Origin of the sequence: Shewanella sp. SR1, assembly GCF_020447145.1 — a bacterium.
Taxonomy (GTDB): Bacteria; Pseudomonadota; Gammaproteobacteria; order Enterobacterales; family Shewanellaceae; genus Shewanella; species Shewanella baltica.
This window is the reverse complement of the sequence record NZ_JAJAEF010000010.1, coordinates 87800-106908: the sequence shown is the minus strand read 5'-3', so window position 1 is coordinate 106908 and position 19109 is coordinate 87800. Positions and strand designations below refer to the sequence as shown.

The window sequence follows — 19109 nt, the reverse complement described above, 5'->3', positions numbered from 1 at the left end:
TGATGATAAGTTTTTGAGTAATAAGTGAAATTGTGCGATAGGTCTAAGATTGGCGCTATCAATCCACTAAAGCGCGCCATAGCTCACAAAGCCAAGTGTTTTGGGCTTGCACAAAAAAAGAAGGGATTGCAGGGAGGCGAGATGAGTAACGTTACGACTCATCGACAAGTGAAAGGGAAGTATGGAAGCCTAGATGCCTATATATCCAAATGATCTAATATTCTTGTTTGATATATCAAATAGTTATTAATTCGTTATCCATTACCTTATAAAGGCATAGAATCCGACTCAAATCATGCGTTGAATTGGAGTCATTGATGGAACAATTACCGATATTGAATTTAAGCGATTGGCATGCGGGTGGGCAAAGTCGTCACGCCTTCATCAATAAACTTGCCGATGCAGCTAGAAGGATAGGTTTTTTCTATTTAACTGGCCATGGCATTGAGCTCGCGAGACAGCAGCAAGTACTTCAGTTAGCTAGGGATTTCTTTGCGCTCCCTCTCGCCGATAAGCTCGCGGTGAAAATGACGAACACGCCTCATTTTCGCGGTTATACCCGTTTACAAGGTGAATTAACCTTAGGGAAGCCAGATTTGCGTGAGCAATTTGACATAATGCAAGAGGAAACCGCTAATCCTCCGCGTTCGGATGTGCCAAAATGGTCGCAATTACAAGGACCTAATCAATGGCCGTCCCAATTACCGCAGATGAAAACGATTTTATTGGAATGGCAACAGGACTTAGCCGATACCAGTGTTACGCTATTGAAGGCGCTCGCTGTCGCATTAGAGCAATCAGAGACTGCATTCGATGCCACGATTGACGCTGGCCCATATCAACACATGAAGCTTATCCGTTATCCAAGTGCGAATGGAGAGACTTCTGGCCAAGGGGTGGGAGCGCACAAAGATCCTGGCTACCTCACCTTAGTGCTGCAAGATAAGCAATCGGGTTTAGAAGTTCAGACTGACGAAGGTTGGTTAAGCATACCGCCCTTGGAAGGCGCCTTTGTTGTTAACATAGGTGAGTTACTTGAGTTAGCCTCTAATGGGTATTTAAAAGCCACTTATCACAGGGTCACTAGCCCGCCTGCTGGAGTTGAGCGCTACTCTTGCGCCTTTTTTATGGCGGCACAGTTGAACGCTACGGTTCCCTTGTTACCCTTGCCTGAATATTTGGCACGCCAAGCCCAAGGGCCTGCAAGCGATCCATTAAATCCACTCTTTCACCAAGTTGGCCAAAACGTATTAAAAGGACGTTTACGCTCACATCCTGATGTTGCGAAAGCGCATTACGCCTCATTTGCCAATGCTATTTAATTGTTATTAGGATCTATTATGCAGTTTAAAACCAAATTACTTCACACCCACCATGCCGCTGAAAACTCAACGGGTGCGCTCACGACACCTATCTATCAAAGTAGCACTTTTGCCTATGGCAGTGCCGAAGATGGTCGAGCGCGTTTTGCCGGTGAACAGCCGGGGTTTATCTACAGTCGTATGGCGAACCCCACTGTACAGGCACTCGAACACCAATTGGCCCAGCTAGAGGGGGCTGATGACGCGCTCGTGGTTGCGAGTGGTATGGCGGCAATCAGCAGTATTTTCTATGCCTTGGCCAGTCAAGGTGATGAAATCGCATTTATCGACCCTGTATATGGTGGTACTGCGGCATTTCTAATCCAAACGCTGACCCGCGCGGGCATTACAGTGCGCCGTTATCAAGATGACGACCATTTATTGTCTGAGATAAGCCCAGAGACAAAAATTATCTTATTTGAGCCTATTACCAATCCGACCTTAAAAGTCAGTGATTATCGTAAGGTAAAGCTCGCCGCTGAGCGGGTTGGGGCAATCACCATTTGTGATAATACGTTTTTAACGCCGTATTTATTCAAACCGCTGGAACATGGCATAGATATCGTGATGCACAGTGCCACTAAATATTTAAGTGGGCATGGTGATTTAATCGCGGGTGTGGTCGCGGGCCGTAAAGCATTAATGCAGCCAATTCGCACCATAGCACTTAAGCATATTGGGGCTGCTATTGGGCCACAGGAAGCCTATTTACTGCTGCGCGGTTTACGTACTTTAGCGTTGCGAATGGATGCCCATCTTGCGGGAGCCGCTAAAGTCGCTGCTTTTTTAGCATCACATCCGAGCGTCGCAAAAGTCTATTATCCAGGGCTTTCACAGGACCCAGGGCATCAAGTTTTGAGTGAAACGATAAATGCCTTTGGCGGTATGGTGAGTATTGAGCTTGAAGGCGGGTTTAGCCGAGCGGCGCAGTTTTTAGATAATTTAAACCTATTTACTCAAGCGGTCAGTTTAGGCGATCTAGAAAGCTTAGCTTGCCACCCAGCAAGTACCACTCATGCGGCAATGGATGTCGCGAGCAGGCTAGCGTCTGGGGTGAACGATAACTTGATTAGACTGAGTATTGGCGTTGAAGATCCTCAAGATTTAATTGCCGATCTTGAACAAGCATTAGCGATCTAAGACGGATAATTTGAATCCGGCCTGTCGCTTGGATCGTGTGTACAACTCGCGGTAGATTTTTCCTGCGGGATAATTTGATGAATGGTCAATCACTTAGTGTGATGTGCCATGTCAGCAACTCACTAACAATGACTCATATTAAGCGGCGATGAGTTAGCCCAAGCTGTTAGTTCTATTTTCTTTAATTGAAACTAACAGCTTGCGCCTCGAATGAGTCAAAGGTATTCAAGCTAACTTTTTGATTTTTCGAGTGACTCGATAAATTTGTTCGACTCGTTAATCGATTTGTTCATCTCTTTAATCAGGCCCGAAATATCGGTTTGCAGGCTGGCAAATTCGCCTTTGATCGCACCAATGGCTTGGGCGTTCAAGTTATGCTTGAGATACAGCATGTTGTCTTTCATGGCGGTAAGGATAGGTGGCATTTTTGATTCGGCGCGGTGCATGCTTTTGATCAATTGTTCGTAGGCGCGGCGCGTTTCTTTGAGCTTAGCGTCACTGTTACGGCGCAGGCTGGCTTTGCTGATCTCGCCAATTTCATCTTGCCACTCATCGAATAACGCTTCGGCCACATCTTCGACTTTTTTGATGCGGTTGCTGACGTTATCTGCGGCGCTTTGGGCCGATTCGTATTCATCCTTAGCCTTGTTATAGGCTTTTTCTAGGTTGCCGCCATCGTGATTGAGTAGGGCTTGCATCTCTTCGAGGGCCGAGCTGAACTCTTTTTGGGCGTCCTCTTGGGATTCTTTCGCGTCTTTAACTCTGTCGACCATAATATCGCGTTTATGGTAACCGACCTTTTCCATCGCGCCGTAATAGGCGCTTTGGCAACCACTGAGCAGGAGGCTTGCGGCAATCAGGCCTGAAGTTATCAGTCTTTTCATTGGGTATTCCGTCACTGAGTGAATTGAAATTAATCGGCCTTAAATCGGGCCGCATCGATAATGCTCCACAGATGAAAGATAGCACCTATTACTGCGGGCACAATTAGCCACCAGAGGGCATAACCCACCACTGTGATAATGAAAAATAACAGTGCGGCCATAATGCGGCCTTGTAATAGTTGGCCTAACCCAGGGAAAAATAGGCTAGCAATAGCGGAAATAACGTTACCCGCAGATCCTTGTTGAGACATCAATTCACTCCTTAGACTTGTAAATTAAGTGTTTATTGTACGAAGATAACGAGTCTATACCAACAGAATCAAGAGAAACCCGTGACTAAGAAGATAGAACTGGCACAAATTCGCGTCTTATTCCTCGGGATCTGGCACTTCCTGCTGCATTTAAGGCGGCGTTTAGTGGAAGATCAGATCAATATTCGCGCCGGACACTTGGCCTATGTCACGCTATTGTCACTCGTGCCTATGGTGGCCGTGACTATGTCTATGTTGTCGGCTTTTCCGGTGTTTAAAGGCATACGTGGGCAGATAGAAGGCTTTGTTTACGAAAACTTTTTACCCGCTGCTGGCGACACAGTGCAAGTGTATATCAATGAATTTGTGGGCAATGCGTCTAAGGGCACCGCCGTGGGGATCGCGGCCTTAGTGGTGGTTGCCATTATGCTGATTTCCGCCATCGACAAATCACTTAATAACATTTGGCGCACTAAAGAGAAGCGTTCCGTGGTGGTCGCATTTTCAATGTATTGGATGGTGCTGACGTTAGGGCCGGTATTGGTCGGGGCGAGTTTGGTCGCATCCTCCTATGTGATTTCACTGAAGGTGTTTGAAGCTGAAGCTTTATCGGGCATGTTGCCGATTTTTATTGCGCGCTTGCCCATGTTGTTTTCAGTTGCCGCATTCCTGCTGTTATACATGGTGGTGCCGAATCAGAAGGTGAAGTTTTTACATGCGTTATTGGGGGCTATTGTGGCCGCGCTCTTGTTTGAGCTAGGTAAAAAAGGCTTTGCCTTGTACGTGACTCAGTTTCCAAGTTATGAAGCCATCTACGGTGCGCTCGCGACGATCCCCATAGTGTTTGTCTGGGTGTATTTATCGTGGATGATAGTGTTGCTCGGCGCGGAAATTACCGCGGCTATGCCAGAATATTTAGATTATGAATCAAGCTCTGATGACGAAACGGCCTTGAATGCCAAGCCATTAGCAGATACTAGCCAAGGTGATTCGTCGTCAGTATTAACGTCGGCAGAGGTGACTGCACTCAAGGCCGTGGCGAAATCGGAATGACATCCCTACACGGTTAAGCAATGGCGATAACACTTAATGCCTGAATCCTTTCCCCCTTTTATCCGCCGCGACTGGTTTAGCGTTGGCAATGGTCAGCAATTACATCTGGCACAATACGGAAATCCTCAAGGTATCCCGCTGTTGTATTTGCACGGTGGTCCGGGAGCGGGTTGTGATATCGGTGATTTAGCTTTATTTAATGGCGATCAATATTGGATTTTGCTGTTAGATCAACGAGGTTCTGGGCAATCCTTGCCCTTTAGCGATTTAGCCCATAATCATCTTAATGGTTTGATCTGCGATATGGAGGCGATTCGCCTCGCGTTAGGTATTGAGCGCTGGTGTTTAGCGGGCGGCTCCTTTGGGGCCACATTAGGCTTAATTTACAGCGGATTATTTCCCGAACGGGTGATAGCGCAAGTGCTGTGGGCGTTATTTATTCCGTCTAAAGAAGGCATAGATTGGCTCTATGGCGCTGATGGCGCGGCAAAATTACAACCTGCGGCTTATCGACTCTTCAGTGGTAATACGCCCGTTGCGCCATCGCTGACTGAACTGCTGGATTCGTACCATCAAGGTTTGGCATCGGCCGATGAAAACCTGCGGCACCATTTTGCGCGGCGTTGGGTTCAGTGGGAGCTAAAGCTCGCGGGGGCGAGATTGGTGTTGCCAAGACAGTTACCCGACCCAGTATTAGCGTTAGCGGATATCGAATTGCACTTTGCTCGGCATGATTACTTCAATGCCATGAGTGTGTTGCAACGCGTGACGCCTAGGGTGAAGGCGCGTAGTGTGTTATTGCAAGGAATGCAGGATGCGATTTGCCCAGCGGCGCTATTGCGCGATTTTTTGGCTGGGTTAGAGCATGCTATTACGATTCAATCTGTTGCCGACGGCGGACATATGCTCAATAGCGAGTCGTTGTTTTTGGCGGTCACAGCAGAAATCCATGCTATGTGGTCGTGGATACATCAAAGGGAAATACAATGAAAACATTGCTCATCAGTGCCAGTTTACTCGGATTAACCGCCTGTGCCGCCACGGCGCCCTCGCAAACCAGCGCGATTGACCCAGTGGCGACTCAGGAGACCGTGAGTGCACCCGTCGCGCCCAAAGTCGTTGAACTGGGTGGATTGACCAATGAAGCTGCCGCTGAGCGCTTGTATCAAGCGTTGATTAACGCGAACTACTTGGCCACCAAAGTTGCGCCGACGAAAGTTGCGGTGCAGTTTGGCGATAACCAGTTTTTGCTTGAGCCGAGTATTAATTCTGCGGGCATTGACCGTATTTTAATGAATCGTTTCTATGCCGTGCATCCGCAATTACAGGCTAGCCAAGAGCTGCCTGTGGTGATTGGCACTTTGAATCAAAAGCTTAATTTTGCCAAGTTCGTGTTGCTGGACCAAGGCGCAGTGATCCAAATACAAGGCACAGTCACCTTTGCTGACCGTGTTGAAATCGAAGAGTTACGTCGCTTTATGTTATGGACCAATGGCGGTTTGGCGCAAGTCGCGCAATCCCTGCCAGATGGCATCGATCAATATATTCGTCCTATCCCGCTCATGCAGCAAATGGTTCCCGTTAAGCCTTAATCTAAAAAGGAAAAGTTGTGATTGCGTTAATTCAAAGAGTGAGCCGCGCCAGTGTGGTTGTCGATAATCAAACCATAGGTGCAATCGATAAGGGCCTGTTGGTTCTGCTGGGCGTCGAGCAGCAGGATACCCGCGAGAAAATGGAAAAACTGGCAACTAAAGTGATGAGTTATCGCGTGTTTTCCGATGAGAATGGCAAGATGAATCTCAACCTAGAGCAAGTCGGTGGCTCTTTATTAGTGGTGTCGCAATTTACCTTGGCTGCCGATACGGGCCGCGGTCTGAGACCGAGTTTTTCGGGCGCAGGTACGCCAGATCAAGCCTTGGCACTCTATGAAGAGTTTGTCGCATTTTGCCGCGCTAAGGGCGTGACCACAGAAACCGGACAATTCGGCGCTGATATGCAAGTGTCCTTAGTCAATGATGGCCCTGTGACTTTTAATCTGCAGGTGTAGCTTCTTATCGCGCGAGTGATTGCGTTAGTTATTGTGCTAGCTATTACGTTAGCTATTAAATTAGCTATTAAATTAGTCATCGCGTGGTTTTTCTGGGGGATAGAGTGTTGAACTTATTCGGTGTTAGCTGTGAAGAGGGTTGTATCGAGGTAAATGCACATGGATGAATTACTACTTACTCAATTACTCACTCAGTTACGCCAGACGTGGCACAGTACTATTCCTGTTAGTGAATTTATGCAGATTGCGCCACTCGATTACAGCGAGGGTGAATTTCGAGTCACTGCGCCGATAGCGCCCAATATTAATCTGCATCAGACCATGTTTGCCGGCAGCATTTATACCTTGATGACCTTAACTGGCTGGGGCTCTGTGTGGCTGAACCAGCAGTTAGCTGGCGTTGCGGGTGACATTGTGCTCGCCGATGCCCATATTCGTTATCTCGCTCCAGTGACTTGTGATCCTGTGGTAACAGTGCAATGGCCAACTGTGGATCTCAGTCCGTTGCAAAGAGGTCGCAGAGTGAAAGTGAAGTTAGCTGTGCAATTGTATTGTGATGCTAAGCTTTGTGCGGTATTCGAAGGCCTGTATGTCAGTGCGCCGAAAGCGAGTTAATTTATAGCGCGTCGCAACAACCTATAACCTTTCTAAAAAATCGAAGTGAATCTCAAATTTTATCCACTTTATTTCTTTTTTATGGGCGAATACACTAGCGTCATAGAGTTGAGATATTCCATCTGACTCTGAGTCATTTACCTATTTTCGGAGCAGATTATGTCTAAAGTCTTAATTTTAAAATCAAGCATTCTTGGCGGTTATTCACAATCTGCCGTGTTAATTGACCACTTAGCTAGCCACTGGGAAACCCAAGGCGCCGCTATCACAGTCCGTGATTTAGGCGGTAAAGACGTACTGCCTATGGTAGACGGTGAAATCGCTTCTGGTTTACGTGGTGGTGCAGAATTATCAGTACGTCAGCAAGAAATGCTCGCATTATCAGATACCTTAGTTGCTGAATTAAAAGCGAACGACACTATTGTTATCGCAGCGCCTATGTATAACTTCACTATTCCGGCTCAACTTAAAAACTGGATCGATTTCATTGCCCGCGCTGGTGTGACTTTTACTTACACTGAAACAGGTCCAAAAGGATTAGTGGAAGGTAAACGCGCTGTGTTAGTGACGACCCGTGGCGGCGCTCACAAAGATGGCCCAACGGATCACGTTGTACCTTACTTGAAAACGGTTTTAGGCTTTATTGGTATCACTAATGTTGAAGTGGTTTACGCCGAAGCGCTGAACATGGGTCCTGAAGCACACGACAAAGGCATGAGCGAAGCGAAACACAGCATCGATCAACTGAAGGCTTAATTGGCCCATTGATTAGCTGAGTCATTTGTTTTAGCTGAATAAATAATGCCAGCCGTTAATGGGCTGGCATTTTTGTATGTGCATTTAAGCTAAGCACCCTTGGCTTAAATGGTTAGGTTTGAGCTACTAGGTTTAAGTCGTAGATTTAGCTCTTATTCGCAAAGGCTGCAACCTTTAGTAAGGGCGCTAGTCTCAACATAACGCACCTTAGTGCTGGCTTGGGCGCGATTACGACTGATGCTAAAGCGTGCAGGGCGTTCAGTTTCAACCGGCTTTTCAGCAGGGTTAACCTGTGCGGTTTCAAGCTGTAACGCTTTGGCATGATTCGTTTTATGCATACATCACCTCGCAGATATCTAAACCATCACAACATACAGATTGGTAAGATTGGCGCCGAACAACCAAGGCTTAAATTAGCTCGGTTGGCAGCAGACTAAATCTTTAAGTGAGCCACCATTCACCACGCAGCCAAAACCATTGGCCTTGAGGATATCGCAGCCTTTTTGCGCTCGAATACCCGCGCCACAGTAGAGCACGAAGGGATGTTGTTTATTGTCGACTTGATGCAACCATTGGTCGAGCGTTGGCAATGGCACATTAATGGCTTGGGGCAAATGACCGGAGGCAAATTCCTCTGGTGAACGCACATCAATCACCCGTGCGCCTTGCTCAATCAATTGCCAACACTTTTCGCCCGATTGACTGCCGGATAACTTAGCCAGTAAAGATTGAAACATAGCATTGCTCCTACCATTAGAAAATTTTCAATAAGTTTATTCTAATGAATTGGCGAGTGCAAGCGTTGCAAATTATCGGTAGTAATGGTTTGGTCTTTGGCGTTGTTGGTACTCGAACTCTGCATTACTGGCGTTAGATAAGCTGCTACAAGCTAGATTCACTGCCTCGTTGATAGTGAATGATGTCGTGGAAGACCACGGCTTGGTCGTTGAGATTTCGATAGCCATGGGGTTTGTCGGCCGCAAATCGTACCGCTTCACCTTGTTTGAGCGTTTGCCACTGTCCATCGACTAACACTTCCATCGTGCCGCTTAATACAATGACATGCTCAGTGACGCCAGCTTCATGGGGCTCAGAAAGCCGCTCATAGTTTGGCAGCAGAGTGAGTTCAAACATCTCAAAACCGAAACGGTCTTCAAAGGGAAACAGTGAGGCGACTAGCATGCCGTCGGTGGCGGGTTGTTGGCGTAATTCGTCGGGTTTACGGAATACTGCGCCTTGGCTCTGGGGCATGGGCTCGAGAAAGGTCGAAAGCGAGATATTGAATCCACTGGCAATTTTCCACAGCGTCGCAATGGTTGGGCTCGATTCACCGCGCTCGATTTGTCCTATCATGGCCTTGCTGACGCCTGTCTCTTGGGCGGCTTTATCTAAACTCCATCCCTTTTGGTTGCGAAGTGCTTTGAGTGTGGTGGCGAGATAGCTGTTTATCGTCTGCACAATGGCCCCATCATTTTTATAAAAATTTAGTTTGTACGTTATAACGCACAGGTGCTATCTTGTCCATCTCGTACGTTATAGCGCACGAAGGCTATCTTGTTCATTTGATAAGCGATAGCGCACAACGTGGTGGCGACATCAATTGCAGAGGAAGGGAGTGAATATGTGGCGAGATGCAGGGAGTTTGTCAAAAATATCAGCGGGTTTTATTGCAGTATTAGTGGGTTATAGCAGCTCGGCTGTGATTATCTTTCAAGCGGCGGAGGCCGTGGGGGCGACACCTGCACAGATTAGTTCGTGGCTGTGGGCTTTAGGTGTGGGCATGGGCGTGACCAGCATAGGATTATCGCTTTACTACAAGAATCCTATTCTAACGGCTTGGTCGACACCGGGCGCTGCGCTGATGGTGACCAGCCTAGCGGGATTGAGCGTCAACCAAGCCATAGGCGCGTTTCTGGTGAGTTCGATGTTAATTACCCTTTGTGGAGTGGCGGGCTGGATGGATAAACTTATTCGCATCATGCCGCAGTCAGTCGCTTCAGCCATGTTGGCGGGGATCCTGCTGCAATTTGGCCTAGGGCTATTTCAGGCGATGCAAACCCAGCTGAGCCTCATATTGATCATGCTGTTGGTGTTTGTCGTGGTTAAACCTTTTGCGCCGCGCTACATCATCTTGCTGACCTTGCTGGTGGGCATCGGCATGAGCTTTCAATTAGATTTACTCAAGTTAGATGCCGTTCAGTTGCAACTGGCGATGCCGGTATGGACCATGCCTGAGTTTTCGCTGGCGAGTGTGATTGGCGTGGCGTTACCGCTGTTTGTAGTGACTATGGCCTCGCAAAATATGCCGGGCGTCGCCGCGCTGCACGGTAATGGCTACAGGCCGCCTATTTCGCCTTTGATCACGAGCACAGGGCTAATCGGGGTTATCCTCGCGCCCTTTGGTGGTTTTGCCTTTAACTTATCCGCCATCACAGCGGCTATTTGCATGGGTAAAGAAGCTGACCCGAATCCCGCGACCCGTTACTGGGCGGCAGTGTGGGGCGGCGTATTTTACTTTATCACTGGGTTACTCGGCGCCACTGTGGTTGGTCTGTTTTCCGCTTTCCCGAAGGAATTAGTACTGGCCATCGCCGGATTAGCGCTGCTTGGCACTATCGCCAATAGCCTGACTGCCGCATTAGCTAAAACCGAAGATCGCGAAGTAGCGGTGATCACTTTCTTGGTCACGGCATCAGGTTTTAGTGTACTGGGTATCGGCAGCGCATTTTGGGGTCTGTTGGCTGGATTTATTATTCATGCATGGCAAACCAAAACACGCTAGTTAAGGGGCGTGTTTTGGCGTTTAGCATCTATGACTAAAAGATCAGATTTTGTAGGCTGCCGCCTTAGTTTGATAGGCGGTAGCGATTTGGCTCAATGCTAGCGTTCCCGATGAGAGTTCCTTAACTTTAGTGGCCAATTCATTGATCGCATGTGCGTTATCGATAATATCTTCCCCAATGTGAGCGAGCACTTGGCTCTGGGATTGGGTGGTGTGTGCCACGCTCTCACTCGATACGGCAACATGGGTGATCTGTTCCGAGCGTTGGGCGAGACCATTAGCGATTTCACTGGTGTGTTTCAGGTTTTCAACTGTGCTTTGTTTGCTTAAGTTCATTGAGTCGACAGTCTTAATCATACTGGTGTTAAGGTGAGTTAAGACCGTGGCGATATCATCGGTTGAGCGGCCTGTACGTTGTGCTAAGGCTCTGACTTCATCAGCAACCACGGCAAAGCCACGGCCGCTTTCTCCTGCTCGTGCGGCTTCAATAGCCGCATTGAGTGCGAGCAGATTCGTTTGCTCCGAGATGCTCCGGATCGCTTCGAGTAATTTAGTGATAGCACTGACGTCTGATGTTAACTCGGTTAAGAACTGGGTCACTTCTGTGGTATTTTTTTCCAGCTTCTTCATATCTTCCATAATATTAAGCGCGCTCTTTCTGTCTTCATCACTAGAGTTAGCGGCATGGCGCGCACTTTGTGCTGAGTCATGGCTATCGGCAGCGGCTTGGCTGATCTGCTGAATGACATTTTGCGCTGTATCGGAAATTTGTTGCGCCTGCTGATTTTGCTCATGCACAGTATGTTGGGTTTCATCACTCAGCTGTTTTAGGTGGTTAGTGGTTTTTGCCATATCAACAGCAATTTCACGATAATCGGAAAACACTTGGGTGAGTTCTTCGAGCATAGTATTAAACGCCATTTCGGCATGATTTTTAGCTGGCTCGAGTCGAATAGAAATATCTTTAAACTCAGAGATCTGTTCAATCGCATCCGCAATACGCTGATTTGCCGACGATTCGACACGCATCATTGAGGCGAGTAAGATCAGAATTCCCGCTTCGGCGGCGGCAAACAGAGCATGCACAAACGTGATATCCCAAGAGCACTGACCCGCAAAAAGCATGATGGCAACCTGATTGATTTCCACACTCTGCATTTGAATATACGTGAACAGTACATGATGTACCGCAACAGTCAGTAGCGCTGCGACTATAGGCTCCCAACGTTGGCAAATTAAGAAAATCGCCATAGTGGCGAAGATATGAAAGTGCATTTCAATCATCCCCATTTGGGTCTGAATGAGTAGGGCGGAAACCGTCATCATGATAACGGCGGCCACAATCGCAAACATAGGTGTTGCCTTCAGCAGGCTGTAACTTATTTGGGTGACGAGCAATACGGCAATTGCGGCCAAAATGGCAAAGCTTATCATCTGTGCTCCAACAAACCCACTTACGAGAAGGATTGGTGCCTGAGCGAGAAGCAGACGATATAAGGTCTGATCGTTTTTAACTGCCATTGAATTATTCGATGAGTGATTCATTTTGTTTGCCTAATTTGAAGACATCATAGTATTGAGATCGGAAAGCAACCTTTCGGTAATAAGCTGCTGTTGAGTATAGGTTTGTTTAAGCTTTCCCGTGGGTGAAATTAAATAAAGATTACCTGTGTGCAGATTTATATCGCTAGTTTGACTTGATATTTCAGCCAGTTGCCGCTGGAGGGTTTCGAGTCGCTCAGGGGTTAACTCGGCACTAAAAAATTGCGCCGACTGATTATCGATCATTTGTGCTCTGAGGGCTGGCAGGTCATTTTGAGGATCGATAGAGACAAACAGAAAACGAATGTTTGTTCTTTCATTTTCAGTGAGTTGTTCCATCAGTGAGCGCACTTGATGTACGCGAATAGGGCAAATTTGTGAGCAGCTCAAAAAGCCAAGAAACAGATAGCTTGGTCCCTTAGTCCAGTCACTAAATTGGTGCGTTTTGCCGTGAATATCCTGCCAAGTAAAATCAATATCAGTATCTTGATGGGTTTCAATGCCATAGCTTCCCGATATCGCTTGGTTTAGATAAGCAATGGCGGGGAGGATTAGTAAAGTCATGGCCACAATTAGCACTGTGCTAATGAATGTGCTGGGTTTTTTCATATACTTCTTATTTAATACATTTGAAATGTAAGTGATTGCGTCAATTAGCAATTCCATTGCATTAGTTAGAACTATAGTCGCCTTGGGCTATTTTTCATTAAAAGCACTATCTATTTTTGGGGGTGATTTACGTTGAAAGGCTTGAATGGGAACATTTTAAGTTAACGTTATTGATGCAGAGATTGGCGTTGCGCATAGTAAACGGCTTTCGTACCGTTTACCACTGCTTAAAATTAGATTTTCTTTGTCATAAACACGCTATTGGGGTCGAGTTGGTAGCCGTCGAAGGGGTCACAGATTTCAAAACCAAATTTGCTATAGAGCAGGCGAGCTGGGTTGAAGAAGTCCATCGAACCTGTCTCTAGACTGAGGCGTTTGATGCCAGCACTTTTGGCATCGTTAATTAAGTGCTGCAATATTTTAGACGCTATACCTTGCTGCTTATAGGGCGCGGCGGTGCGCATGGATTTGATCTCGGCGTGCTCGGCATCTAACCATTTTAGTGCACCGCAGCCCGCTAAATTGTTGCCATCCCATAGGGTCCAAAAGTGAATATTGGGCTGACGCAGGCCATCAAGATCTAATGCGTGAACGCTTTCAGGCGGAGAGGTTGCTCGCATATCCTCGAGGTGTTCTTGCAGCAATGCCGCTATCTCTGGCCCTTTAAGGTCATCTAAGGTGATTTTCATGGCTCTTATGGTGGATTTCATGGCAGATCGGGTGCTCCCTATTATTTTGGCTTATCCATAATGGCGTCATCGCTTTGTTATCTGTTTGCAATTGCGCCGCTGTGGATAAGCAAATCCTAAGCCATTAGCGAAGTCATCTCTGAGGAGTTTTAGATTGCCTTATTTTGCTCGATTCCTATCACCAAATTTTTGCAGCAAAAAGCACTGTTTTCTTCTGCGTTTTTTGTCCAACAAAGTGTTGAACGTGATGCGATAACGGTGGTAACTTACTGTGATATTTAAATAATATTCCTCTGGAAGTTTAGATCCTAGTGTATTTTTTGGGGCTTAACGAAAAGTCGGGGTAGAACACTGTTATGCCAATGGAGATATATAAGGTTGAGGGAAGAATTAATGCTTTTATCAATTATCCTTGGGCCGTTATTGCTTGCGCCCGTACTAATAATGTCAGTTTTAGGATGGAGCTCTTTCAGGTTAAACCCAGAAAAAGGCTTATTAAAGCAAGGCGTACTGTGGTTGTGTATTCTAATCCCTGTTTTATATTTTTTTATCTTTGGCGCTATAGCATGGCATGGTTACGAAATTGATATTTCGTCATATGGACTCGCTACTTTCTTCAATATTAGTACCATTCCTCTTACTTTTCTTTCGCTTACAATACCGCTAGCTGTCCTGATATCTCGATTTCACGCGACTGAACAAACAGCAAAGCAGATAGCAATTACTGCGCATAAAAATAATTTAGACGCTTTTTATTCGCATAGGAAAGAGTTGTTTTCATACTTTGATAGACTTGAAGGGGCAGACTATTTTGGCGTCTTTAATGGGCAGTTTAAGATACATCCCAGAATTCACAAAAATTTTTTTAAAGGTAACCCAAACTCTGGGATTCCTGAAGTTAACACTGACATGTTTAGTTCCATTGAAAGGTTGTTGGGTGCTGCAAGATGGCAAATTGATTACATTTTAAAAAACAAAGATCCAGAGAAAGTATTTAGTCTTTATTTACTCAATGCATGTGTAACCATTCATAACCTGAGTTACACCCTAGGGCTTCCTGAAATCTATAATGAGCTAGCTGGTAAAGGGATATATCTTGACATAGAGGTTGAAGGTAAAGGGCAAGAGAAATACCTTTCGATTGGAACCACAACTGACGATTTGGTAGCTGCTTATCGATATTCAAATGACTACTTTAAAAATTTATGTGATTTTGCAGGTTACGAGAAAGCCGACGTTAAAGAGGAGCATAAGTACATTGAGACAGGTGGGAAATTTAGAACTATAAATGTTCCTGGTACGATTGAGATGCTGCACGCAAATGAAATTAGTAAGCTAGTAAATGAGCAGAAAGCATAACAAATTTCAGCACTTGAAATAATCATCCGCTACGATCGTAATTTTCTAGTTAGCAGAGCCTTTATCCCAAATTGCCATATTTATCCTCATCCGAAGAGCCATTAAGCTCTTATTTAACAAGCTTTCTATTGTTAGTTTTCTAAAATTTTTGGCTGAACCTACCATCATAAAATGTTAGCTCTAGTCTTTGAACCTAAGGTTACGCAGATGCTCGAAAGGCAAATCATGGTGATTGGTGAGACGACCGTCCGCCCCATGGACGGGGCGGTCGAGCATCCAAGGATGGACTTGCTGCGCGTCGCCGAGCCAGTACCATGGTTGGCCTCACTCTGAACAATATCTATGTTTAACTGTCTCTTCGCCTTCCGTAACTCTCGTTTATCAACTTAGATTTCACAGTGTCGTGAGTGATTACCATCGCAAGCCTGTAAAGGCGAATATCAGCAAACGCTAAGGCCAACAGTAAATTTTCTTTTAATTTAAAAAGTGATCCAAACGGATATAAAAATGGCCGAGGATAAGCTCGGCCATAATTTTCTCGATTAAGCGTAAAACGGGCTGGTTTAATAGAATTTCTTCAGGTAGCTTGCCGCGTATTTTTGCAGTTTTCGGTTTGAACTTGTGGTCGCAATATTCTCAATCACGTCGCGGTAATCTGCGTTGCCCGAGCTTGCTAGGGCTTTTGCCATGTTGGCATAGGTATCGATAGCGAGTTTGTCATCAGCCATTAAGCGTGGCGTTTTCAATTCGTTACTGAGTACGGCTAGGATAAAGTCATCGTACTGACGATCATCCATGATGCGTTTAGCCGCTAGTCGCATTAACTCTAAATCATCGCTGCGAAGGGCATTGGCAAAGGCGTTATTTTGCTGACTTTGGTCGGCAGTATATTGGCTTTTATCCCCAAGAATGGCATTCCACTTTTTATATTGCGTTAGGTTTTCATTGGCTTGAGATGCGTATTTTTTGAGTTTTTTGTGATAGTTGCCATTCATAATGCTGTTGATGGTTTCGCTGTACTTGTCGTTACCCGAATAGGCTAAGCCTTTGACTAACCAAGCACTATAGTCGATGGCATTTTTTTCAGTCGCTTGGGGTAAAGAGGCAAGCAGTTTAGCTTCGAGCACGTCGTATATCGCAGGATCGGATAAACCTGCAAGGCTTAAGGATTCGATGGCTTGCTTCTGCTTAAATTCGTTGTCGCCCTTAAAGACTTCTTGATAGGTTTCTACCGTGTATTCTTTGGCAAGCAGCGGCGCGGTTAATAAACTGATGCTCAGCAGCATCCCTGCAAACAGTAGTTTCATTGCTATGTCCTTATGTGGGTTTTAGGTGTTATCTGGTCCAGCGTTTAAAAATCAGCGAGGTATTAATGCCGCCAAAGGCGAAATTATTACTCATCACATAATCCGTGTCGATTGGGCGCAGTTCGTTGCGGATATAGTCCAAATCAGCGCACTGTGGGTCGATATTCTCAAGATTGAGTGTTGGCGCAAACCAGCCCGCATTCATCATCTCAATACTCACCCAAGCTTCTAACGCACCGCATGCGCCTAAGGTGTGGCCCGTGTAGCTTTTAAGGGATGAAATTGGCGTCTCAGCGCCAAACACCGCCTGAGTCGCGTGACTCTCGGCAATATCACCACGGTCGGTTGCTGTGCCGTGGGCGTTCACATAACCTATGGCGCTAGGCTCAAGCTGCGCATCTTTGAGGGCTAATCTGATGGCGATTTCCATGGTCTGCGCATTCGGTTGGGTGACGTGTTGGCCGTCGGAATTTGTGCCAAAACCGACTAACTCAGCATAAATTTTTGCGCCACGCGCCCTGGCGTGTTCGAGCTCTTCGAGCACCAAGGTACAGGCGCCTTCGCCAATGACGAGGCCATCACGATCCGCATCAAAGGGGCGCGGCGTGAGTTCGGGCGTCGAGTTTTTAGTGCTGGTGGCAAACAGGGTATCGAACACGACGGCTTCGGTGGGACAGAGTTCTTCGCCGCCGCCCGCCAACATTAAGGTTTGCTGACCGTATTTGATAGCTTCATAGGCGTAACCTATGCCTTGGCTACCCGAAGTGCACGCGCTGCTGGTGGTGTGAATTCGGCCCTTTAAGCCGAAGAATACGCCGACGTTCACCGCTGTGGTGTGCGCCATCATGCGGATATAACTCGTTGCGGTGATGCCCGACATATCGCCCGTTTTTAGCATATCGCCAAAGGCGGTAATAGGATCGGTACTGCCCGTGGATGAACCGTAGGCGATGCCCATTTCACCTGAGGATACGATAGGGTCATCCAACAGCCCCGCATCGAGTAAAGCCAGTTCACTGGCGCAGGTCGCCATGATAGAAACCCGACCCATAGAACGAATTTTCTTGCGCGAATAATGGCTTGGCACTTCAAAGTCAGTAATGGGCGCGGCTAAACGGGTGTTAAGTCCGTCGTATCTATCCCAGTCACTCATAGTGACGACGCAGTTTTTCTGCGCCTTAAGGCTCGCCGCTATCGTCGGCCAATCATGGCCTAGGGCGGTAATCCCGCCAATGCCTGTGATGACCACTCGTTTACCCAAGCGTGTTTGATTTGTCGCCTCGCTCATTTAGATCATGCCTCCATTGACCGATATCACTTGGCGAGTGATATAGGCGGCATCGTCAGACATTAAAAATGCGGCTAAGGCTGCGATTTCATTGGGTTTACCCATGCGGCGCATCGGCACTAATTGCTCGACCATATCCTTAGGGATATCGGCCACCATGTCGGTTTCTATCAAGCCCGGGGCGATACAGTTGACGGTAATTTTGCGTTTTGCCAGTTCTAATGACAGTGCCTTAGTCGCGCCGATAATACCCGCTTTTGAGGCGCTGTAATTCACTTGGCCACGGTTGCCCGCGATCCCAGATACCGAGGCTAAGGTGATGATACGTCCACCTTTGCGGCCTTGTACCATAGGCATCACGCAGGGATGGATGACATTATAAAAACCGTCTAAGTTAGTGTGGATGACGCTGTCCCACTCGCTTTCTGTCATGGCGGGAAAGGCGGTATCGCGGTTGATACCGGCATTGAGGATCACGCCGTAATAGGCACCATTGGCCTCGATATCGGCTTCGATGGCGGCTTTGACTGTCGCGCGGTCGGCAACATCAAATTTTAGCAGGCTCACATTGACTCCAAGCGCGCGAACTTCAACGGCAGTGTCATCGGCCGCCGTTTGATTGCTGTGGTAATGCAGGGCGATATCGAAGCCTGCTGCGGCCAGTTTGAGGGCAATGGCTTTACCTATGCCGCGGCTCGAACCTGTGACTAATACTCTGTTATTCATCTATTTTCTCCACCCCATTTTATCTTTAGGAGTCGGTATGGGGTTTCATGTATTTATGGTAAAAAGCTGCTTGCTACGGCGCTTAATCTAACGCTTTTATCGACAGGCTAATTCAGTTTGCTGCGATTGCATGGTCTCAGCATTGCCTCGATATTAGTGTCCAAGTCAGTGCCCAAGGCTTCTATTGCCCGCGTCTTGATTTCCATCAAGGTAGGCTTGCGTGTCTTGGGGTTGGAACACATTCACATTCGCTGTGGCGACTAAGATTTTCTCTTGATCGCTTCCGGCTTCGGGCAGCAGATAAATCTGGCAATCGAATACCGCTAATCCCGACTCCTCTTGATAGAGGCGGTTTACCTGGGTGCGATAGGTGCGCCCGAGTTCATATTGCTTGGCATGTAGCGCTAATTTGCGCGACCCCAACAGAAAACCCACGCGGATTTTATCATTGCGCAGCTTAGCTTCTACTCCGGCCAGTGCGGCAATACTTTGGGCCATATATTCGATACCCACATAATTGGGTACGGCTTGATGTTTATCGTCGAAATAGGGGCTTTGCGCCGTGATCGTGACTTCGGTAACTAAGGTATCGCGTTGATAAGAGATGATCTTATCGACCAAGATCATCGGCGCCCTGTGGGGGATGAAATCGGCAATATCCTGCTCGGCAAAGGGTAAATTGAATTGAATAAAGGGCATC

General features: G+C 46.9%; 23 protein-coding genes. 11 read left to right on the top strand and 12 right to left on the bottom strand.

Translation table 11 applies throughout. The features are described from left to right. Window positions 1–317 precede the first annotated feature (317 nt). Both KV201_RS11620 and KV201_RS11615 read left to right on the top strand, forming a co-directional pair. Complete coding sequence (locus tag KV201_RS11620; protein ID WP_226059405.1) at window positions 318–1322, top strand: isopenicillin N synthase family oxygenase; 1005 nt, start codon at window positions 318–320, stop codon at window positions 1320–1322. A gap of 18 nt (window positions 1323–1340) precedes the next feature. Further along, on the top strand, window positions 1341–2501 hold the full coding sequence (locus KV201_RS11615) for a PLP-dependent aspartate aminotransferase family protein (protein WP_226059404.1): 1161 nt from the start codon (window positions 1341–1343) through the stop codon (window positions 2499–2501). 230 nt (window positions 2502–2731) lie between these two features. On the opposite strand, the gene KV201_RS11610 is transcribed toward KV201_RS11615, so the two are convergent. Together KV201_RS11610 and KV201_RS11605 are read right to left on the bottom strand one after the other, a co-directional pair. Further along, on the bottom strand, window positions 2732–3385 hold the full coding sequence (locus tag KV201_RS11610) for a DUF2959 domain-containing protein (protein ID WP_226059403.1): 654 nt from the start codon (window positions 3383–3385) through the stop codon (window positions 2732–2734). A gap of 29 nt (window positions 3386–3414) precedes the next feature. Further along, window positions 3415–3636, bottom strand: coding sequence for a hypothetical protein (locus KV201_RS11605; RefSeq protein WP_006079786.1), 222 nt, complete (start codon window positions 3634–3636; stop codon window positions 3415–3417). Between the two features lie 81 nt (window positions 3637–3717). On the opposite strand from KV201_RS11605, the gene KV201_RS11600 reads away from it, so the two are divergent. The 6 genes from KV201_RS11600 (at window position 3718) to azoR (ending at window position 8107) form a co-directional block, all read left to right on the top strand. Beyond that, window positions 3718–4689: a virulence factor BrkB family protein gene (locus KV201_RS11600; protein ID WP_126490982.1), complete on the top strand. Its 972-nt coding sequence runs from the start codon at window positions 3718–3720 to the stop codon at window positions 4687–4689. Between the two features lie 36 nt (window positions 4690–4725). Next, window positions 4726–5679, top strand: coding sequence for an alpha/beta fold hydrolase (locus KV201_RS11595; protein WP_226059402.1), 954 nt, complete (start codon window positions 4726–4728; stop codon window positions 5677–5679). Next, on the top strand, window positions 5676–6281 hold the full coding sequence (locus tag KV201_RS11590; RefSeq protein WP_226059401.1) for a hypothetical protein: 606 nt from the start codon (window positions 5676–5678) through the stop codon (window positions 6279–6281). The genes KV201_RS11595 and KV201_RS11590 overlap by 4 nt, the downstream gene beginning before the upstream one ends. 17 nt (window positions 6282–6298) lie before the next feature. Further along, window positions 6299–6736, top strand: coding sequence for a D-aminoacyl-tRNA deacylase (gene dtd / locus KV201_RS11585; protein ID WP_011982175.1), 438 nt, complete (start codon window positions 6299–6301; stop codon window positions 6734–6736). Window positions 6737–6895: 159 nt separating this feature from the next. Further along, window positions 6896–7351: a thioesterase domain-containing protein gene (locus KV201_RS11580; RefSeq protein ID WP_226059400.1), complete on the top strand. Its 456-nt coding sequence runs from the start codon at window positions 6896–6898 to the stop codon at window positions 7349–7351. A 159-nt stretch (window positions 7352–7510) separates the two neighbouring features. Further along, window positions 7511–8107 (top strand): FMN-dependent NADH-azoreductase, encoded by a 597-nt coding sequence (azoR, locus tag KV201_RS11575; RefSeq protein WP_011982177.1) that lies wholly within the window; start codon window positions 7511–7513, stop codon window positions 8105–8107. Window positions 8108–8259: 152 nt separating this feature from the next. On the opposite strand, the gene KV201_RS11570 is transcribed toward azoR, so the two are convergent. The 3 genes from KV201_RS11570 to KV201_RS11560 form a co-directional block, all read right to left on the bottom strand. Further along, the gene (locus KV201_RS11570) at window positions 8260–8445 is read right to left on the bottom strand and encodes a hypothetical protein (RefSeq protein WP_226059399.1); all 186 of its coding nucleotides are present in this window, start codon (window positions 8443–8445) and stop codon (window positions 8260–8262) included. A gap of 75 nt (window positions 8446–8520) precedes the next feature. Next, window positions 8521–8844, bottom strand: coding sequence for a rhodanese-like domain-containing protein (locus KV201_RS11565; protein ID WP_011845563.1), 324 nt, complete (start codon window positions 8842–8844; stop codon window positions 8521–8523). A gap of 145 nt (window positions 8845–8989) precedes the next feature. Next, window positions 8990–9565, bottom strand: coding sequence for a helix-turn-helix domain-containing protein (locus tag KV201_RS11560; protein WP_226059398.1), 576 nt, complete (start codon window positions 9563–9565; stop codon window positions 8990–8992). Between the two features lie 163 nt (window positions 9566–9728). Between KV201_RS11560 and KV201_RS11555 the strand changes: the two genes are divergently transcribed. After that, on the top strand, window positions 9729–10889 hold the full coding sequence (locus tag KV201_RS11555) for a benzoate/H(+) symporter BenE family transporter (protein WP_226059397.1): 1161 nt from the start codon (window positions 9729–9731) through the stop codon (window positions 10887–10889). Window positions 10890–10931: 42 nt separating this feature from the next. Here the strand turns inward: KV201_RS11555 and KV201_RS11550 are convergent, their stop codons facing one another. From KV201_RS11550 to KV201_RS11540, 3 genes are all read right to left on the bottom strand, one after another. Then, complete coding sequence (locus KV201_RS11550; RefSeq protein WP_226059396.1) at window positions 10932–12323, bottom strand: methyl-accepting chemotaxis protein; 1392 nt, start codon at window positions 12321–12323, stop codon at window positions 10932–10934. A 120-nt stretch (window positions 12324–12443) separates the two neighbouring features. After that, a complete protein-coding gene (locus KV201_RS11545) occupies window positions 12444–13040 on the bottom strand; it encodes an SCO family protein (RefSeq protein ID WP_226059395.1) in 597 nt (198 codons plus the stop codon). A gap of 233 nt (window positions 13041–13273) precedes the next feature. After that, window positions 13274–13750 carry a GNAT family N-acetyltransferase gene (locus KV201_RS11540; RefSeq protein ID WP_226059394.1) on the bottom strand — a complete coding sequence of 159 codons (477 nt, stop codon included), beginning with the start codon at window positions 13748–13750 and terminating at the stop codon, window positions 13274–13276. A 372-nt stretch (window positions 13751–14122) separates the two neighbouring features. On the opposite strand from KV201_RS11540, the gene KV201_RS11535 reads away from it, so the two are divergent. Then, window positions 14123–15088 carry a hypothetical protein gene (locus KV201_RS11535; protein WP_226059393.1) on the top strand — a complete coding sequence of 322 codons (966 nt, stop codon included), beginning with the start codon at window positions 14123–14125 and terminating at the stop codon, window positions 15086–15088. A 171-nt stretch (window positions 15089–15259) separates the two neighbouring features. Then, window positions 15260–15421 carry a hypothetical protein gene (locus KV201_RS11530; protein ID WP_226059392.1) on the top strand — a complete coding sequence of 54 codons (162 nt, stop codon included), beginning with the start codon at window positions 15260–15262 and terminating at the stop codon, window positions 15419–15421. Window positions 15422–15651: 230 nt separating this feature from the next. Here KV201_RS11530 and KV201_RS11525 read toward each other — a convergent pair whose 3' ends face one another. The 4 genes from KV201_RS11525 to KV201_RS11510 form a co-directional block, all read right to left on the bottom strand. Continuing rightward, entirely contained in the window at window positions 15652–16395 is a 744-nt protein-coding gene (locus KV201_RS11525; protein WP_012586545.1) for a hypothetical protein, read from the bottom strand. A 28-nt stretch (window positions 16396–16423) separates the two neighbouring features. Further along, on the bottom strand, window positions 16424–17683 hold the full coding sequence (locus KV201_RS11520) for a beta-ketoacyl-ACP synthase (protein WP_226059391.1): 1260 nt from the start codon (window positions 17681–17683) through the stop codon (window positions 16424–16426). Beyond that, window positions 17684–18409, bottom strand: coding sequence for a 3-ketoacyl-ACP reductase FabG2 (locus tag KV201_RS11515; protein ID WP_226059390.1), 726 nt, complete (start codon window positions 18407–18409; stop codon window positions 17684–17686). A gap of 165 nt (window positions 18410–18574) precedes the next feature. Then, window positions 18575–19108 carry a hotdog family protein gene (locus tag KV201_RS11510; RefSeq protein WP_226059448.1) on the bottom strand — a complete coding sequence of 178 codons (534 nt, stop codon included), beginning with the start codon at window positions 19106–19108 and terminating at the stop codon, window positions 18575–18577. Between the last annotated feature and the right edge of the window lies 1 nt (window position 19109).

Excerpts from the sequence above, each read along its gene's own strand:
- KV201_RS11540 (WP_226059394.1), bottom strand. The coding sequence starts at position 13,750 with ATGAAATCCACCATAAGAGCCATGAAAATCACCTTAGATGACCTTAAA.
- KV201_RS11570 (WP_226059399.1), bottom strand. The coding sequence starts at position 8,445 with ATGCATAAAACGAATCATGCCAAAGCGTTACAGCTTGAAACCGCACAG.
- azoR (WP_011982177.1), top strand. The coding sequence starts at position 7,511 with ATGTCTAAAGTCTTAATTTTAAAATCAAGCATTCTTGGCGGTTATTCA.
- KV201_RS11590 (WP_226059401.1), top strand. The coding sequence starts at position 5,676 with ATGAAAACATTGCTCATCAGTGCCAGTTTACTCGGATTAACCGCCTGT.
- KV201_RS11535 (WP_226059393.1), top strand. The coding sequence starts at position 14,123 with ATGCTTTTATCAATTATCCTTGGGCCGTTATTGCTTGCGCCCGTACTA.
- KV201_RS11530 (WP_226059392.1), top strand. The coding sequence starts at position 15,260 with ATGTTAGCTCTAGTCTTTGAACCTAAGGTTACGCAGATGCTCGAAAGG.
- KV201_RS11605 (WP_006079786.1), bottom strand. The coding sequence starts at position 3,636 with ATGTCTCAACAAGGATCTGCGGGTAACGTTATTTCCGCTATTGCTAGC.
- KV201_RS11550 (WP_226059396.1), bottom strand. The coding sequence starts at position 12,323 with ATGATAAGCTTTGCCATTTTGGCCGCAATTGCCGTATTGCTCGTCACC.
- KV201_RS11515 (WP_226059390.1), bottom strand. The coding sequence starts at position 18,409 with ATGAATAACAGAGTATTAGTCACAGGTTCGAGCCGCGGCATAGGTAAA.
- KV201_RS11595 (WP_226059402.1), top strand. The coding sequence starts at position 4,726 with ATGCCTGAATCCTTTCCCCCTTTTATCCGCCGCGACTGGTTTAGCGTT.
- KV201_RS11555 (WP_226059397.1), top strand. The coding sequence starts at position 9,729 with ATGTGGCGAGATGCAGGGAGTTTGTCAAAAATATCAGCGGGTTTTATT.
- KV201_RS11520 (WP_226059391.1), bottom strand. The coding sequence starts at position 17,683 with ATGAGCGAGGCGACAAATCAAACACGCTTGGGTAAACGAGTGGTCATC.
- KV201_RS11610 (WP_226059403.1), bottom strand. The coding sequence starts at position 3,385 with ATGAAAAGACTGATAACTTCAGGCCTGATTGCCGCAAGCCTCCTGCTC.
- KV201_RS11620 (WP_226059405.1), top strand. The coding sequence starts at position 318 with ATGGAACAATTACCGATATTGAATTTAAGCGATTGGCATGCGGGTGGG.
- KV201_RS11545 (WP_226059395.1), bottom strand. The coding sequence starts at position 13,040 with ATGAAAAAACCCAGCACATTCATTAGCACAGTGCTAATTGTGGCCATG.
- KV201_RS11510 (WP_226059448.1), bottom strand. The coding sequence starts at position 19,108 with ATGCCCTTTATTCAATTCAATTTACCCTTTGCCGAGCAGGATATTGCC.
- KV201_RS11580 (WP_226059400.1), top strand. The coding sequence starts at position 6,896 with ATGGATGAATTACTACTTACTCAATTACTCACTCAGTTACGCCAGACG.
- KV201_RS11525 (WP_012586545.1), bottom strand. The coding sequence starts at position 16,395 with ATGAAACTACTGTTTGCAGGGATGCTGCTGAGCATCAGTTTATTAACC.
- KV201_RS11615 (WP_226059404.1), top strand. The coding sequence starts at position 1,341 with ATGCAGTTTAAAACCAAATTACTTCACACCCACCATGCCGCTGAAAAC.
- KV201_RS11565 (WP_011845563.1), bottom strand. The coding sequence starts at position 8,844 with ATGTTTCAATCTTTACTGGCTAAGTTATCCGGCAGTCAATCGGGCGAA.